This is a genomic window from Pelagibius sp., from assembly GCF_965249265.1.
In the GTDB taxonomy this organism is placed as follows: Bacteria; Pseudomonadota; Alphaproteobacteria; order Kiloniellales; family Kiloniellaceae; genus Pelagibius.
Window position 1 is genome coordinate 3849974 of record NZ_OZ252224.1, and the last position, 16646, is coordinate 3866619.

General features: G+C 59.7%; 11 protein-coding genes. 10 read left to right on the top strand and 1 reads right to left on the bottom strand.

Annotation, left to right across the window (positions count from 1 at the left end; translation table 11 throughout):
* Positions 1 to 129 precede the first annotated feature (129 nt).
* The 7 genes from ACP146_RS18260 to ACP146_RS18290 all read left to right on the top strand — a co-directional run bounded on the left by ACP146_RS18260 (position 130) and on the right by ACP146_RS18290 (position 8601).
* The gene (locus tag ACP146_RS18260; protein WP_422368181.1) at positions 130 to 930 is read left to right on the top strand and encodes an ABC transporter ATP-binding protein; all 801 of its coding nucleotides are present in this window, start codon (positions 130 to 132) and stop codon (positions 928 to 930) included.
* A 59-nt stretch (positions 931 to 989) separates the two neighbouring features.
* Entirely contained in the window at positions 990 to 1787 is a 798-nt protein-coding gene (locus ACP146_RS18265; protein ID WP_422368182.1) for an ABC transporter ATP-binding protein, read from the top strand.
* Positions 1780 to 2682: a branched-chain amino acid ABC transporter permease gene (locus ACP146_RS18270; RefSeq protein ID WP_422368183.1), complete on the top strand. Its 903-nt coding sequence runs from the start codon at positions 1780 to 1782 to the stop codon at positions 2680 to 2682. Before ACP146_RS18265 ends, ACP146_RS18270 begins: the two co-directional genes overlap by 8 nt.
* Before the next feature lie 14 nt (positions 2683 to 2696).
* Positions 2697 to 3779, top strand: coding sequence for a branched-chain amino acid ABC transporter permease (locus ACP146_RS18275; RefSeq protein WP_422368184.1), 1083 nt, complete (start codon positions 2697 to 2699; stop codon positions 3777 to 3779).
* A 232-nt stretch (positions 3780 to 4011) separates the two neighbouring features.
* On the top strand, positions 4012 to 4851 hold the full coding sequence (locus ACP146_RS18280) for a universal stress protein (RefSeq protein WP_422368185.1): 840 nt from the start codon (positions 4012 to 4014) through the stop codon (positions 4849 to 4851).
* 335 nt (positions 4852 to 5186) lie between these two features.
* The gene (locus tag ACP146_RS18285) at positions 5187 to 6590 is read left to right on the top strand and encodes a sigma-54-dependent transcriptional regulator (protein WP_422368186.1); all 1404 of its coding nucleotides are present in this window, start codon (positions 5187 to 5189) and stop codon (positions 6588 to 6590) included.
* A 16-nt stretch (positions 6591 to 6606) separates the two neighbouring features.
* On the top strand, positions 6607 to 8601 hold the full coding sequence (locus ACP146_RS18290) for a sensor histidine kinase (RefSeq protein WP_422368187.1): 1995 nt from the start codon (positions 6607 to 6609) through the stop codon (positions 8599 to 8601).
* Between the two features lie 427 nt (positions 8602 to 9028).
* Here the strand turns inward: ACP146_RS18290 and ACP146_RS18295 are convergent, their stop codons facing one another.
* Positions 9029 to 9967: a LysR substrate-binding domain-containing protein gene (locus tag ACP146_RS18295; RefSeq protein ID WP_422368188.1), complete on the bottom strand. Its 939-nt coding sequence runs from the start codon at positions 9965 to 9967 to the stop codon at positions 9029 to 9031.
* A gap of 156 nt (positions 9968 to 10123) precedes the next feature.
* Between ACP146_RS18295 and katG the strand changes: the two genes are divergently transcribed.
* The 3 genes from katG to rbbA all read left to right on the top strand — a co-directional run bounded on the left by katG (position 10124) and on the right by rbbA (position 16644).
* Positions 10124 to 12319: a catalase/peroxidase HPI gene (katG, locus tag ACP146_RS18300; protein WP_422368189.1), complete on the top strand. Its 2196-nt coding sequence runs from the start codon at positions 10124 to 10126 to the stop codon at positions 12317 to 12319.
* 558 nt (positions 12320 to 12877) lie between these two features.
* Entirely contained in the window at positions 12878 to 13873 is a 996-nt protein-coding gene (locus tag ACP146_RS18305) for an HlyD family secretion protein (protein ID WP_422368190.1), read from the top strand.
* Positions 13870 to 16644: a ribosome-associated ATPase/putative transporter RbbA gene (gene rbbA / locus ACP146_RS18310; protein WP_422368191.1), complete on the top strand. Its 2775-nt coding sequence runs from the start codon at positions 13870 to 13872 to the stop codon at positions 16642 to 16644. The genes ACP146_RS18305 and rbbA overlap by 4 nt, the downstream gene beginning before the upstream one ends.
* Positions 16645 to 16646 lie beyond the last annotated feature (2 nt).

Here is a 16646-nt window from a genome sequence, read left to right on the forward strand (position 1 = left end):
TAGACCAGATGGGGGGATCGAAAGCGGTGAAGGCAACCGAATCGATTTCGATCCCCTCTTTAGCCGTTGTTGGTCAGTTCGATGCTGACCGACTGTGCAGACCCGAGAAGGTGGGGTGGTAGCAATTCGATGAGTGAGATTTCAGATAACATATTGGAGATCGATACGATCGAGGTGGTGTACGACAACGTGATCGCCGCACTGCATGATGTATCGCTAACCGTACCGCGAAGGAAAATTGTCGCGCTGCTCGGCGGCAACGGCGCCGGCAAGAGCACGACCCTTAAGTCCGTGTCCACGATGCTGGCGGCGGAACGGGGCAAGGTAACCCGGGGCACGATTACCTACGACGGAACCCCGGTGAAGAACCAAGGCCCCGCCGAAATGGTCGGGCTTGGCATGGTCCAGGTGCTCGAAGGCAGGCGCTGCTTCGGACACTTGACAGTCGAAGAGAACATCATCGCCGGCGCCTATTCGAGAAAGTTGTCCAAGGCTGAAATAAGAAACGAACTCGACAAAGTCTACGGCTACTTCAAGCGACTCAAAGAGAGGCGGAAAAGCCAGGCGGGTTTCACCTCAGGCGGCGAACAGCAAATGATCGCGGTCGCCAGAGCGATGATGGCCAAACCGAAAATGCTGCTGCTCGACGAGCCCTCAATGGGCCTCGCTCCCCAACTGGTGGCCGAGATCTTCAACATCGTCCGAGAGCTGAACGAAAAGGAAGGCGTGAGCATCTTGCTCGCCGAGCAGAACACCAACGTGGCGCTGCGGAACGCCGACTACGGTTACATCGTAGAAACCGGCCACGTGATGCTTCACGGGACTGCCGACAGCCTCTTGAACGATGAAAAGGTGAAAGAGCTGTACCTCGGCATTTCAAAGGAAGGCCGGAAGAACTTCCGCGACGTGCTCAGGGCAGAGAGTTCGTGACCGACAGGCAGGGTTTTGACAGGGCCGAACTACCGCCGCGGGCCAATCAGAGGACAGACATGCAAGAGACCAGAAGCTTCCCCATAGGCGCCCCGATTTTGGAGTTGAGCAACATTTCGCTGAGTTTCGGCGGCGTCAGGGCCATCACCGATACGTCTTTCAAGGTCCTGGCGCACGAGATCCGCGCCATCATCGGCCCCAACGGCGCTGGCAAGAGCTCGATGCTGAACTGCATCAACGGGATCTACAAGCCACAGGAAGGCACCGTCGCCTTCAAGGGAGAAGTGCTGGCGAAGATCAATCCCAATTCCATCGCGCGAAAAGGTATTTCGAGAACGTTCCAGAACCTGGCGCTGTTCAAGAGAATGTCGGTTCTCGACAACATTTTGGTGGGCCGAAGGCTGCACATGAACGCCAACGTACTCGAGGTCGCTCTTCAGCTTCCGAGGGCGAGGCGCGAGGAAAAGGAAAATCGCGTGAAGAGCGAAGAAATCGTCGAGTTCTTGGAGATCGAGGACATCCGGGATACGCCCGTCGGCAAGCTGCCGTACGGGTTGCAAAAGAAGGTGGAGCTGGGCCGCGCTCTCGCTACGGAGGCCGAGGTGCTTCTGCTCGACGAGCCAATGGCAGGCATGAACGTCGAGGAAAAGCGGGAGATGTGCCGCTTCATTCTAAAGGTCAACGACGAGCTCGGCACCACGATGGTTCTTATCGAACACGATATGGGCGTGGTGATGGATATCTCCGACAGCGTGGTCGTGCTCGATTACGGCAAAGTCATCGCCGACGGCCCACCCGAAGAAGTCAGATCCAATCAAGATGTCATCGACGCGTATCTGGGAGTGGCCCATGATTGAAGTCCTGTTCTTTATCGAAGTTGTGGTCGGTGGACTTCTGGCCGGGACTATGTACTCGCTGGTCGCGCTGGGATTCGTGCTGATCTATAAGGCGTCCTCGACGTTCAACTTCGCGCAGGGCGCGATGGTGTTTTTCGCCGTGCTCGCGTTCGTCGGCCTGATGGAACTCGGCCTCTCATTTCCGCTGGGCTTCATCGCCACTGTCTTCCTGATGTTCGTGGTCGGATTTTGCACAGAGCGCTTGGTGCTGCAGCCGCTGATGAACCAGAGCGAAGACACGCTGCTGATGGCCACCATCGGGCTCGGCTTTGTGCTCGAGGGACTGGCTCAGGCGGCCTGGGGTGTCGAGGTTCGGCGACTGGACCTTGGTATAGGCGACTTCCCGATCCCCTGGATCGTCGACAACCTCGGACTCTTCATCAGCGCACTCGATCTTACGGCGGGTTTCGTCGCCATGACGATGATCGTGGGCCTCGCGCTTCTGTTCAAATACACCAAAATGGGTCTGGGCTTGCGCGCGGTTGCCGACGATCCGGGCGCGGCGAGTTCGATCGGGATTCCCCTGAAGAACATTATGCTGATGGTGTGGACGGCGGCCGGTGTCGTCGCGCTTATCGCCGGCATGATGTGGGGCGCCCGGGCCGGCGTGCAGTTCGCCCTTGTCGATCTTGCACTCAAGGCGTTGCCCGTCCTGATCATCGGCGGCTTTTCCTCGATCCCGGGCGCGATCGTCGGCGGCCTGCTTATCGGCGCGACAGAGAAGGTTCTCGAGGTCTACATCGGTCCATTCTTCGGCGGCGCCATCGAAGGCTGGGCGCCGTATGTTCTGGCGATCTTCTTCCTGCTGTACAGGCCCGAAGGCCTGTTCGGTGAAAAAATCATTCGACGGGTCTAGGTCAGGAGCATCATGTGAACGCGAAACCCCTCTTCATGTCTTATACGAAAGGCGATGTCATCAATCTCGCCATGTTGATGGTGCTGGCTTTCGTCATCATTCCGATGACGGTTGAGACTGACTATTGGTACAGCTCGATCCTGATACCCTGGTTGTGCCTGGCACTTGCCGCGATCGGCCAGCAAATCGTCATGGGCTACACGGGTCAGCTGTCTCTCGGCGCGGCCGGCTTCATGGCTGCTGGCGCTTTTGCGTGCTTCAACCTCATTCTCCGCGTGCCGGATATTCCCTTTTTCGTGGCGCTGGGTTTGTCTGGACTGATTGCCGCCGCTTTCGGCATCCTATTCGGCTTGCCGAGCTTGAGGGTCAGGGGCATCTACCTGATGGTGGCGACCCTCGCGTCGCAGTTTTTTATCATTTGGATGATCGACAAGTTCGGCTGGTTCAAGAACTACGATTCTTCGGGCATCATCACGGCGCAGGACATCGTCATCATGGGCAAGTCTTTCACCTCGCCGATGGAGATGTTCTTCGTCATCGTCGTTGTCGTGACCGTGCTGACGCTGATAGCAATGAATATGGCGCGAGGCAGCACCGGGCGGAACTGGATGGCGGTGCGCGACATGGACATCGCCGCCGAATCGATGGGCATATCGCTGCTGAAAACCAAACTGCAGGCATTTGCGATCAGCGCGTTCTACTGCGGTATTGCGGGAGCGCTGTTCGCGTTTACCTATCTGAAGTCGCTGGAGCCAGTCGCCTTCGATATCAAGCTTTCGTTCAAGATCCTCTTCATGGTCATTCTGGGCGGGCTCGGCACCATAAACGGCGCCTTTATCGGCGCGGCGTTCATCCTGCTTTTCCCGGTTTTGCTCAACAGTCTGGGCAACAACGTCTTTCACGGTGCGATCGACGCGACCATCATCTCCTCGATTGAGCAGGTGGTGTTTGGCGTTCTGATCATCGTTTTCATGATCTACGAGCCGCTCGGAATGGCCAAGCTCTGGGAAAACCTCAAACAGCGACTTCAGGGATCACGGTCGCTTAGAGGTGGGGCGACAGGACGCCAAGAGAGCTTGGGTAAACAAGTGAGCTGAGCATGAGCAGACAAACGAAGTTGCTGTTGGCACTGATCTTTGGAATCTGCATTGGTCTGATGTTCGAGAAGAATTTCGTTCTTTTCTAGAATCACCAATGACAGCGCAAATCAAATGCTGGGGCAAAACTTCGTACGGCAACGTAGCACTGCGCGAATACCCGGATGCTACGACCGTGAAATCAGCAATGTGCTTTGGCGCAACGGTATCTTGATCAGTAGCGAGCGACACTATGCGGTTCAAAAACATTCTAGTTTATCTGGACCAGGGCGAGTCGAACGAAGAACGTGTCGGCAGCGCCCTTGCAATTGCCAAGGCTCATGACGCCACGCTGACCGGTGTCGTGGTCGACGCCCTGCCTTCCTCAGGCATCCTGCAGAAGCTTGGCGTCTCAGGGAACGATGCGGTGGTGGAAAAGGCCCGCGCCGACGCGCAATCAACGATCGATGAATTCCGCAAGCGGGCAGAGACCGCTGGCATCGCCACCGAGACCAGTATCATCGAATGCGATGAAGGCAAGGCATCCGAAAAACTGTCCCGCTTAGCCCGTGTTCACGACCTGAGCATCCTACGTCAGGCCAACCCTGACCGCGATCATGCCGCGTTTGTTGCCGTGCTTTCCGAACAGGTGATGTTCTCGTCTGGCCGCCCGGTCATATTCATGCCCTATGTCGGCGCAAAAAGGGTTCCGTTCAGCAATGGGCTGATCGCTTGGGACGGAAGCAGAGCGGCCACGCGCGCGGTGCACGATTCCCTGCCGCTTCTGGAAACAATGGAAGAAGCATTGATCCTCGTCGTCGATCCGGAAAACATCGAGCACTATCAGAAAACCAAACCCGGAGAGAAGTTGTCCCGCCATTTGACGGCGCACGGCATCAGCAACACCGTGAAGCGCGTGCCCAGGGGCGATATCAGCACGTCGAGCGTGATCATGAACGAACTCGCGAATACGGGCGCCGACTTGTTGATCATGGGCGCTTACGGCACACCAAAGCTGCGCGAAGTCATCCTCGGTGGCGTCACCAGAACCGTGTTGGAAAGCATGATCGTTCCGGTGTTCATGTCGCACTAGAGAGCAATGCAGATGCCGACCGCCGTGGCCATTCTTGTTCAGTCCCTCAAGATGCGGGTTCTTTCTTGTTTGGCACCAGTAGGTCGAGTTGACGCAGAACGACGATGTACAGGAATTCAATCTCAGTGCTTCAGCCGGGGGTGGGGAGAGCGCCCGCGATCGGAGACCCAACCAGCAACGCAAGTCTTGATTTTGTTGGGTTTTACAATAGAAAGTCGTAGTTTCTGTGAATGAGACGCATTCGCATAACCTTGCAATGGCAACGCTAACCGCCTTACCCTGTTTGGCCAAGGACCAGCAGGACGTTTGGCCGGAGACAAGCAGGATAGTGCGTGATGCCGCGCGTGGCGGAAAAGCAAGTGGAGCCTGAAGACAGAAACCGGGAACACAGTGTCGGCCCCGAGTTCGGTCCCTGGCTGGCCAAAGCGTCGATCTTGGTCGTCGACGACGAACCTGGTATGCGCAACTTCCTCCTCCGCACCCTGGGACCGCAGTGCAAGCGTCTCGAAACCGCATCGAACACGGAAGAGGCGACGGCGAAGCTCGATGAAAATCACTTCGATGTTCTGATCCTGGACAACATCATGTCCGGCAAAAATGGCGTCGAGTGGCTGGCGGAGCAGCGCTCGGTCGGCTTCTTCGCCGATGCCATCCTCATGACGGCCTACGCCGATCTCGAAACCGCGATTCAGGCGCTCCGCGCCGGTGCGGCCGACTTTGTTCTGAAACCTTTTCGCTCGAACCAGATTCTAAACGCGGTGGCGCGTTGTCTGGATCGGGTCAGGCTGCAACGAGAAAATTACGTTCTGCGACATCAGCTGGAGTCGACCTCCGATGTGCGGCTGAGCGACCGGCTGATCGGCGAGTCGAAGGTTGTCCGGCAGGTCCGCGATACCATCGCCCGGGTCGCACCGCTGCCGACGACGGTCCTTATCACCGGTCAGTCCGGCACGGGCAAGGAGATTGCGGCCCGCTCGCTGCATGCGCTCTCAGACCGCAACGATAAGCCCTTCGTTCCGGTCAACTGTGCCGCCATTCCGCCGGAGATGATCGAGAGCGAACTCTTCGGCCACGTCAAAGGTGCGTTTACCGGCGCTCAAGCAAGCCGGGACGGTCTCCTGTTGCATGCGCGGGGCGGAACGCTTTTCCTGGACGAAATCGGGGAATTGCCGCACGCCTTACAGGGCAAGCTGCTGCGTGTTCTTGAGGATAAAAGGGTACGCCCCGTTGGCGCCGAACGCGAAGTTCCGGTCGACGTACGTTTCGTCTTCGCAACCAACGCGGATCTCGGCGAACAGGTTAGTGACGGCCGGTTCCGAGCTGAACTTTACTTCCGCATCAATGTCATGCAACTCCATCTCCCTCCGCTCAAGGATCGCGGCGACGACGTCCACGAGCTGGCGGAACTTCTAATGCGGCGTTTATCGCAGCAGTTGGGCATGCCGCCGGTGGAGATGTGCGAACGCACGAAGGAACGCCTGTCACATTATGACTGGCCCGGAAACGTTCGCGAGCTGCGCAACGTGATCGAGCGGTCTCTCATCCTCGGGCGTTTCCCCGATCAGTTCGGCACCGAGGCCACATCGAACCGTGGCCCCGAAATCAGCCTCGCCAGCGTCGAACGGCGGCACATCCTCGCCGTTCTCCAGTCGGTCGGCGGCAACCGAGAAGAGGCTGCGCGCCAACTGGGCATATCCAGGAAGACAATCGACCGCAAATGCGCCACCTGGAATGCATGAAACGGCGCCTCGGCCGATGTCCAAACCGCGCGGCCGCTCGGTCCGCTTCCGGCTGCTGGCCATCGCCCTGCTGCCGACACTGGTCATCCTGCCGGTGCTTTTAGGCATCACGATCGTCCGCTGGAGCGACCGTTTCGACGCGACCCTGATCTCAAAAGTCAACGCCGACCTGACGATCGCGCACCAGTATCTGTCTCGGATCTTGGAAGCGACCCAAGATCGCCTTCAGGCACTCGGCGCGTCGGCCCGATTCGAGGAGGTTGTTGAGCGCGAGAATGGGATCGGGAAGTTTCTCGAGTCTTCCCGCGAGTCGCAGAAACTCGATTTCCTCTACATCAGCGACGAGGCCGGCAGAATCCTATTCGCGGCGCCGACCACCACAAAAGACCACGGTCGGAGAACCTGGCCAATTATTGCATCGGCAATCGCGGGCGAACCGCGTACCGAGATCGACCTGTACTCGAACGGAGAGCTGGCGCTGATCTCCCAGTCCTTGGCCGAGCGCTCGCGATTGGAACTGGTCCCGACAGCCAATGCCGTCAAGACAGATCGGACGTCCGAAACCCGCGGTATGGTCATTCATTCCGCTGTCCCGGTGACCATTTCAAACAGCCGTCCAGGCGTTCTGGTCGGCGGCATATTGCTAAACAGAAACCTGGTTTTCATCGATACGATCAACGACCTCGTCTATCAGGAAGCGAGCCTGCCCGAGGGCAGTCAGGGTACGGCAACGCTGTTCCTCGAAGACGTTCGCGTCAGCACGAACGTCCGGCTGTTCGAGGGCCAGCGCGCGCTCGGCACGCGGGTCTCGGCAATCGTCCGTTCGACGGTGCTCGACGAAGGCAAGACTTGGCTGGACAGCGCCTTCGTCGTAAACGACTGGTACATGTCCGCTTACGAGCCGATCATCGACAGCTTCGGTCAACGGATCGGCATGCTCTATGTCGGCTTCCTCGAAGCGCCGTTCAAAGAGGCGAAGTACGAGACACTCTGGACGATTGTCCTTGCGTTTCTCGCCATTACCGTAGCCAGTATTCCGATCTTTCTGCGATGGGCTCGTGGCATCTTCCGGCCGCTCGAACGGATGACGGCGACGATCGGCCATGTCGAAGGCGGCGATTTGAGCGCGCGTACGGGCATCGTCGACGCCAGTGATGAGATCGGACGCGTGGCCGCTCACTTGGACGATCTCCTGGATCGAATTCAGACCAGGGATCGGCAACTTCGCAACTGGAACGAAGAGTTGAATGAGCGGGTGGACGAGCGAACACGCGAACTCCAACTGGCCAATCGTCAACTTGAAGCAACAACGAAGCAATTGATCATGTCCGAGAAGCTGGCCGCGATCGGTGAGATTACCGCCGGCGTCGCCCATGAGATCAACAACCCCATTGCAGTGATGCAGGGAAACCTGGATGTGCTGCGCAGCATTATGGGCGACAAAGCTGCCTTGGCGACTACGGAGCTGAAGCTGCTTGATGAGCAGATCCATCGGATCAATGTCATCGTAACGAAACTCCTGCAGTTCGCGAAGCCCGAGGAATACGCGGACTACGTGGAAAGCCACAAGCCGCAGGACGTCGTCTCAGACTGCCTGCCGTTGGTGAAGCACCTCTTGCACAAGGCGAAGATCGCGGTCAGGCGCGAGGACGCTGCAACCCTTCAGGTCGTCATGAACCGGACCGAGTTGCAGCAGGTCCTGGTTAATCTCATGGTCAATGCAATTCACGCAATGCCGGACGGAGGCAGCCTCGCCGTGCGGACGTTCGACCGCGATGTCGACAAACGAAGTGGTGTTGTGATCGAGGTTGCCGACACGGGCGTAGGTATGGCAGCCGATATTCTACAGAAAGTGTTCGATCCATTTTTTACGACTAAACGCGATCAGGGAACGGGCCTCGGCCTCTCGATCACGCACACGCTGATCGAACGCCAGGGTGGTACGATCTCCGTCGACAGTGAACTGGGTGTCGGTACGACATTCTCGGTTTGGCTGCCGGAGGCAGCGTAGGTGTCCCGCCGAGACGCTCTGCACATCAGTGAGATCGAATTGCTTGTCCAAGCGCAACGGCCACTGACAGCGATCATGACCACCCTCGGTATCCGCTCAATGATATCGACGGCCCGTGCCGCAGCCATCCGGCCGAGTGAGGCTTTTGATCGTGGGCAGGATCCGAACCTGCGACACTCAGGTTATGGGCCTGTGAGTCTGGACGTTCGTGGACCTCCTTGGCCCTCTTGGTGCACAGGATTTCCACATGCGGCCCTCTAACTGCCTATAATGTTTGAACTCTTTGTCCAATCCATCATGGGCGCGACGGAGAGTTTGCGGTCCATCCCAGTCAAGGTTTTTCAGTCAAGGTTTCACCAACTCTTTCCAATGCCGCTGCCCGAGCCGCTGCGCTTAACGCCAGAATTCTGCTGCCGCGGCCCCGATGTCATGCCTGAGAGGCCAGCGATGACAATAGCGGGTCGCGCTCCGCACGCAAGGTATCAGCAGAATGACGAACAATCTCGGAAATCCGCAGAAGCTGTTTCGTCAGAGGGTTCTTTTTGCGCCAGACCATGCCCACCGTTCGCGAGGGCTGAGGACTCTTGAAACGCGCGACGGAAACCGATGCCGAGCGCGTCTCCACCGCCACGGCCATTTCCGGAATGAAGGTAACGCCGACGCCGGCGCCGACCATCTGGACTAGCGTGGACAGAGAGGTTCCGTCCAATCCCTCTCTCGGCAGTCCGGACTGTATGTTGCAGAAAGACAAAGCCTGATCGCGAAAGCAATGCCCTTCTTCCAGAAGAAGCAACCGCATCTCGCGCAGCATCTCCCGAGTCGGCACGGGCTTGCCCTCATCGGCGCCTGGCCGCACCAGCAGGAGTTCCTCGGTGAACAAGGGAAGCTCGGTAAACGACGGCTCGGACACCGGCAAGGCCAGAATGGCCGCATCGAGTTGGCCTTCCGACAGCTCCCGGATCAACCGCGACGTCATCGTCTCCCGCACGTGAATATCGAGCTCGCCGTACATTCGGGTCAGATTTCCGATCATTGTCGGAAGCAGATAGGGCGCTATCGTCGGGATCACCCCGATCCGCAACCGCCCCACCAGGCGGTCATGGGAGGCCCGCGCCAAATCGCCCAGTTCGTCGACCGACCGCAGGATGTCGCGGACACGCAGCGCGAATTCCTCGCCGAAGCTGGTCAGCCGGACATGCCGGGCACTGCGCTCAAACAGCGCGGTGCCGAGCGATTCCTCCAACTCCTTGATCTGCATGGACAAGGCGGGCTGAGAGATGGCGGAGGCCTCGGCCGCCCGTCCGAAGTGCCCATGCTGCGCTAAAGCCATGAAATAGCGCAGCTGTTTGAGGGTTAGATTTATCATAAGAATATCTTATCAATAAGATCAGTATATACAACTTAAATTGATGATCAGCGGGCGCTATATTTTCTTTGTCGAAGATTGAGGGCCAGCCAGTGCCGCAACCTTAACCTTCACCCCCGTAACCCAGTATCAACACAGCCAACACCGGAGAGAACGATGGACGGAAATGATTTGGGAGCCGTAAGCAAGTGCCCCGTTATGCACACGAACTCCGGGGTCCGGTCAAACCGGGACTGGTGGCCGAACCAGTTGAACCTCAGGATTCTTCATCAGAACTCGTCCTTGTCCAACCCCATGGACAAGGCGTTCAACTATGCTGAGGAGTTCAAGAAGCTCGACCTGGATGCCCTGAAGAAAGACATTTTCGAGCTTATGACCACCTCTCAGGACTGGTGGCCGGCGGACTACGGGCACTATGGACCGCTCTTCATCCGCATGGCCTGGCACAGCGCCGGCACCTACCGCACCGGCGACGGCCGTGGCGGCGGTTCCTCGGGCTCGCAGCGCTTCGCGCCGCTCAACAGCTGGCCCGACAACGGCAACCTCGACAAGGCGCGGATGCTGCTGTGGCCGATCAAACAGAAATACGGCAAGCAGATTTCCTGGGCCGATCTGCTGATCCTCGCCGGGAACTGCGCCATCGAGTCCATGGGGCTGAAGACCTTCGGCTTCGCCGGCGGCCGCCCCGATATCTGGGAGCCGGAAGAAGACATCTACTGGGGCTCGGAAGATACCTGGCTCGGCGACAACCGCTATTCCGGCGACCGGCAGCTCGACAATCCCCTCGCCGCCGTCCAGATGGGCCTGATCTATGTGAATCCGGAAGGGCCGAATGGCAATCCGGACCCGGTCGCTTCCGGACGCGACATTCGCGAGACCTTTGCCCGCATGGCAATGAACGACGAGGAGACTGTCGCGCTCGTCGCCGGTGGCCATACCTTCGGCAAGGCGCACGGGGCCGGCGATGCCGCGCTTGTCGGCCCTGAGCCGGAGGGCGCGCCGATCGAAGCGCAAGGCCTCGGCTGGCTCAGCACCCACGGCAGCGGCAAGGGTGTCGACGCCATCACCAGTGGCATCGAAGGCGCCTGGACGCCGACCCCGATCACCTGGGACAACACCTATTTCGATGTGCTGTTCGGCTACGAGTGGGAGCTGACGAAAAGCCCCGCAGGCGCGAATCAGTGGGCCCCGAAAGATCTGGCGGAAAAGGATCACGCGCCGCAGGTGGACGGGTCCGGCAAGCGGGTTCCGATCATGATGACCACGGCCGATATGGCCATGCGCATGGATCCGATTTACGAGCCGATTTCGCGGCGTTTCCATGAGAACCCGGACGCCTTCGCGGAAGCCTTCAAACGGGCTTGGTTCAAGTTGACCCACCGCGACATGGGCCCGCGCTCGCTCTATCTGGGCAAGGAAGTGCCGGAAGAGGAACTGCTGTGGCAGGACCCTGTCCCCACGGCAACCCATACCTTGATCGACGACAAGGATATCGCTGCCCTTAAGGAAAAGATCCTTGCCGCAGGACCGACCGTTTCCGAACTGGTCTCGACCGCCTGGGCATCGGCTTCGACCTTCCGCGGGTCGGACAAACGCGGCGGCGCAAACGGCGCGCGTATCCGTCTTGCACCGCAGAAGGACTGGGAGGTGAACCAACCGGCCCAGTTGGCGAGGGTGATCGAGAGCCTCGAAGGAATCCAAAAAGCCTTCAACGAGTCGCAGGCCAACGGCAAGGCCGTTTCGCTGGCCGACATCATCGTCCTCGGCGGCTGCGCCGCGGTGGAACAAGCTGCCAGGAAGGCCGGCCAGAACGTGACCGTTCCCTTCACCCCGGGGCGCACGGATGCCTCGCAGGAGCAGACCGACGTCGAGTCCTTCGCCGTCCTTGAGCCCGCGGCAGACGGTTTCCGCAACTACCTGAAAGCCAAGTACACGGTTTCGGCGGAGGAGCTTCTGGTCGATCGGGCACAACTGCTGACCCTGACGGCGCCTGAGATGACGGCACTGGTCGGTGGTCTGCGGGTCCTCGGCGCCAACTTCGACGGATCGCAGCACGGCGTCTTCACCAAGCAGCCGGAAACCTTGACCAACGATTTCTTCGTCAACCTACTCGACATGGGCACGACGTGGAAGGCAACCTCGGATGCAGACGACGTGTTCGAAGGCCGGGACCGCGCAACGGGTGAACTGAGGTGGACCGGCAGCCGCGCCGACCTCATCTTCGGTTCAAATTCGCAGCTTCGCGCCCTCGCCGAGGTTTACGGTTGCGAAGATTCCCGCGAGACCTTCGTGCGTGACTTCGTGGATGCCTGGACCAAGGTCATGAACCTCGATCGCTTTGATCTTGCGTGATCGCGGTTCACAGACGCTCGGGCGCCGGCCTCCCGGCTGTGCCCGAGCGTCACCCCTCCTTCTTTACAAGTCTGCTGTCATCGACGGCACAGACGGCAGGCAAAAAACCAGGTGGCGTTTCAATTGAATTGGAACGCCGCTTTGCCGTGGCGCCGGGATGCTCCCATGGCAGCCTGCACCAAACCATTGGACCCGGCACCCTCCACACAGGTCATAATCAAGAATACTAGGGTTCGGCATGAACGGCGCCCTGGGCAACCAAAGGACAGAGTGTCCCGCGGAGCCCGCGAAGCTTGATCTAGGTCATCCATACAGCCGGCGGAGTGTGAGACAACTGACCTTGAAGCCCACGCCCTGACCCAGGGCGCGGATTTGGCTGTGTGACTTGCGCGTTGATCACGCGACGAGGCGCGTGTTCCGTGGGGTCAGGTAGCGCGTTTTACACGGGCTGTCTCTAGCATGGATCTTCTTGAACTTGAGCGCAGCAGCCACACCTGTCCTAACGGTGACGATCTGCTCGGAGCGTCGAAGTCTACCGCATTGGCCTGAGAGTTGACGATGAAGCATGTTCGAACGATCCTCGTTGTTCTGTTGCTCGGTTTCGCCGCGGCAGCCGGTGCCTACTACTGGTGGCAGCAGCAGCGCAGTCAACTGCCGGAGGGTATCGCCACCGGCAATGGGCGTATCGAGGCGGAAGAGGTGCATGTCGCCGCCAAATATGCCGGCCGTGTCATGGAGGTTCTCGTCAACGAAGGGGAGATGGTCGAAAGCGGCCAGATCCTGGCACGCATGGATACAGCCGAACTGGACGCAAGCCTTGCCAGGGCGGAAGCGGATATCGCACAAGCCCAGGAGGCCGTCGCCGAAGCACAGGCCCAGATCGCCCAGCGCAAAAGCGAACTCAGTTTTGCGCAACAGGAACTGGACCGCGCGCTTTTTCTTGTCCAAAAAGGCCATGTCTCCAAAGAACACCTCGAACGGCGCCAAACGGAGAGAGACACCGCAAAGGCGGTACTCGACGCCGCGGGCGCCCGCCTTTTCAGCACCCAGCGCGCCGTGGATTCGGCAGCGGCGGAAGCACGGCGCATAGAGGCCCAGGTCGATGATTCGGTTCTGAAAGCACCGCGCGAGGGCCGGATTCAATACCGGCTTGCAGAACCGGGGGAGGTTCTGGCCGACGGTGGCAAGGTCGTGACGTTGTTGGACCTGAGTGACGTCTATATGACGATTTTCCTTCCCACCGCCCAGGTCGGCCGCGTGTTTGTCGGCTCGCAGGCGCGTATCGTTCTGGACGCGGTCCCTGAATTCGTCATTCCGGCCAAGGTCTCCTTCGTCGCCGCCAACGCGCAGTTCACACCCAGAGAGGTAGAGACCCGCAGCGAACGCGAGAAGCTGATGTTCCGCGTCAAAGTCAAGATCGATCCCGCGCTTCTGCGCGCCCACGTCGAGAAGGTAAAAACCGGGTTGCCCGGCGAGGCTTATGTTCTGCTCGGTTCCGATATCGAGTGGCCGGAGAATCTCGGCGTAAGGCTGCCCCCGGCGCCGGGGCAATGACCGCAGGGGCGATCGCCGCGGGCGCAGGGCCGGCGCCGGCAGTGCGGTTGGAAAGCCTCACGCATGTCTATGGAGATACCCTGGCTCTCGATGATGTCACACTCGACCTGCCGGCGGGCCGGACGGTGGGTTTCATCGGCCCGGACGGCGTCGGGAAGTCCACCCTGCTGGCGCTGGTGGCCGGGGCGCGAAAAATACAAGGCGGCAGGGTAACGGCCCTGGACGGCGACATGGCCGACCCGCGGCATCGGCGCCGCGTTTGCCCGCGGATTGCCTATATGCCTCAGGGATTGGGCAAGAATCTCTACATGGATCTGACGGTGTTCGAGAACCTGGAGTTCTTCGGGCGCCTGTTCGGACAAGACAGGAAAGAACGCCATGATCGCATTGCAGACCTGCTGAAAAGCACCGGTCTCGACCCTTTCCCCGACAGGCCGGCGGGCAAACTGTCCGGCGGCATGAAACAGAAGCTCGGCCTTTGCTGCGCTCTGATCCACGACCCGGATCTCCTGATCCTCGATGAACCGACCACCGGCGTCGATCCGCTGTCGCGCCGCCAGTTCTGGGACCTGATAGACCGCATTCGGCTGGAGAGGCCCGGCATGGGCGTGCTTGTCGCCACTGCCTACATGGACGAAGCCGAGCGCTTCGACTTCCTGGTCGCCATGAACGACGGCGCAGTCCTTGCAACCGGCAGCCCGGCGCAGATCAAGGACGAGGTGGGCGCAGAAACGCTCGAAGAGGCCTTCATCGCCCTCCTGCCGGAGGACGAGCGGCGCGGACATCGGAACCTGACGATCCAGTTGCGCCAGCAGCACGACGGGCCGCCCGCCATCGTTGCCAAAAAACTGACGCGCCGCTTCGGCGACTTCACCGCCGTCGACCAGGTCAGCTTCGAGATCGAACGGGGAGAGATCTTCGGCTTCCTCGGCTCCAACGGCTGCGGCAAAACCACGACCATGAAAGTCCTGACCGGGTTGCTGCCGGCGTCCGAAGGTGGGGCCTGGTTGTTCGGTGAGGAAACCAAAGCCCATGACCTGGAAACCCGCAAGCGGGTCGGCTACATGTCCCAGGCATTCTCGCTCTATGCCGAACTCACGGTACGCCAGAACCTCGATCTGCACGCCAGGCTGTTCCACCTGCCGCGCCAGCGCATCGCAGGGCGGATTGAGGAACTGATAGAACGTTTCGGACTCACCAGCTATGCCGAGGTGCTGGCGGCAACACTGCCTCTGGGGGTTCGCCAGCGCCTGTCCCTTGCCGTCGCCACGATTCACGAACCGGAGATGCTCATCCTGGATGAACCGACCTCCGGCGTCGATCCGATCGCCCGGGACAGCTTTTGGGAACTCCTGATTGACCTTTCCCGCAATCAGGGCGTCACGATTTTCATCTCCACCCATTTCATGAACGAAGCAACGCGCTGCGACAGGATCTCTCTGATGCACGCGGGACAGGTTCTGGCCAGCGGCACACCGGCGGCGCTGGTCGAGCAGCGCGGTGCCGACACGCTGGAAGAAGCCTTTATCGACTACCTCCAAGAAGCCACCGGGCAAAGCGATACCGGGGACAGCCCTGTGGTTGCGCAACCACCCAAAATCTCGTCATCCAAAACCGAGGCTACACGGACAAGCTCCGCGCTGGGTTTCAGCCCACGCCGCCTTTTCGCCTACAGCCTGCGGGAGTCCATGGAACTCCTGCGCGATCCGATCCGGCTGGCGGTTGCGCTGGTCGGGACCGCCTTTCTGATGCTCGTCTTTGGTTATGGAATCAGCTTCGATGTCGAAGATCTGACTTACGCCGTGCTTGATCGCGACCAGACGCCCGAGAGCCGCAGCTACCTCGAAGGACTTGCCGGTTCCCGGTACTTCCTGGAGCGCCCGGCCCTGTCAACCCACCGCGAGATGGACCAGCGTCTCAAAAGCGGCGACATCACACTGGCGGTCGAGATACCGCCCGGCTTCGGCAAAGACCTGCTTCAAGGCCGGACCCCGGAAGTCGCCGCCTGGATCGACGGCTCCATGCCCTTCGCGGCGGAGACGACACTGGGGTACCTGGAAGGCCTGCACCGACACTATCTGACAGAGCTTTCGCGGCGCAGCACCGGCAGCGATCCGGTTTTTTTGCCGGCGGAGATCGAATCCCGCTACCGCTACAACCAGGACTTCAAGAGCATCTTCGCCATGGTCCCCACGGTGATCGCCCTGATGCTGGTCTTTATTCCGGCGATCCTGATGGCCCTGGGCGTGGTGCGGGAGAAGGAGCTTGGATCGATCACCAACCTCTATGTGACTCCGGTGACCCGGCTTGAGTTCCTGTTCGGCAAGCAACTGCCTTACATTGTCCTGGGAATGGCCAACTTCCTGCTGATGTGCGCGCTTGCGGTCTTCCTGTTCGGCGTCCCGGTGAACGGCAGTTTCCTGGCGCTCAGCGTCGGCGCCCTCCTCTATGTGACGGCGACCACCGGCTTCGGCCTGCTCATCTCCTCCTTCACCAAGACCCAGATCGCCGCTTTGTTCGCGACAGCCATCGCAACCACGGTCCCCGCGGTCATGTTTTCCGGCATGATGCAGCCGGTGGCCTCGCTCGACGGCAACGCCGCCCTTATAGGGCAAGGTTTTCCGACCGGTTATTTCATGACCATCAGCGTCGGAGCCTTCACCAAGGCGCTCGGCTTTGCCGATCTTTATCGAGACTTCCTGGCGTTGGCCGCGTTCATCCCCATCCTGACGGTCCTCAGCATGCTGTTGCTGAACAAGCAGGAGCGCTGATC

Coding starts and splice junctions, on each gene's coding strand:
- ACP146_RS18260 (WP_422368181.1), top strand. CDS start 130: ATGAGTGAGATTTCAGATAACATATTGGAGATCGATACGATCGAGGTG.
- ACP146_RS18265 (WP_422368182.1), top strand. CDS start 990: ATGCAAGAGACCAGAAGCTTCCCCATAGGCGCCCCGATTTTGGAGTTG.
- ACP146_RS18270 (WP_422368183.1), top strand. CDS start 1,780: ATGATTGAAGTCCTGTTCTTTATCGAAGTTGTGGTCGGTGGACTTCTG.
- ACP146_RS18280 (WP_422368185.1), top strand. CDS start 4,012: ATGCGGTTCAAAAACATTCTAGTTTATCTGGACCAGGGCGAGTCGAAC.
- ACP146_RS18285 (WP_422368186.1), top strand. CDS start 5,187: ATGCCGCGCGTGGCGGAAAAGCAAGTGGAGCCTGAAGACAGAAACCGG.
- ACP146_RS18290 (WP_422368187.1), top strand. CDS start 6,607: ATGTCCAAACCGCGCGGCCGCTCGGTCCGCTTCCGGCTGCTGGCCATC.
- ACP146_RS18295 (WP_422368188.1), bottom strand. CDS start 9,967: ATGATAAATCTAACCCTCAAACAGCTGCGCTATTTCATGGCTTTAGCG.
- katG (WP_422368189.1), top strand. CDS start 10,124: ATGGACGGAAATGATTTGGGAGCCGTAAGCAAGTGCCCCGTTATGCAC.
- ACP146_RS18305 (WP_422368190.1), top strand. CDS start 12,878: ATGAAGCATGTTCGAACGATCCTCGTTGTTCTGTTGCTCGGTTTCGCC.
- rbbA (WP_422368191.1), top strand. CDS start 13,870: ATGACCGCAGGGGCGATCGCCGCGGGCGCAGGGCCGGCGCCGGCAGTG.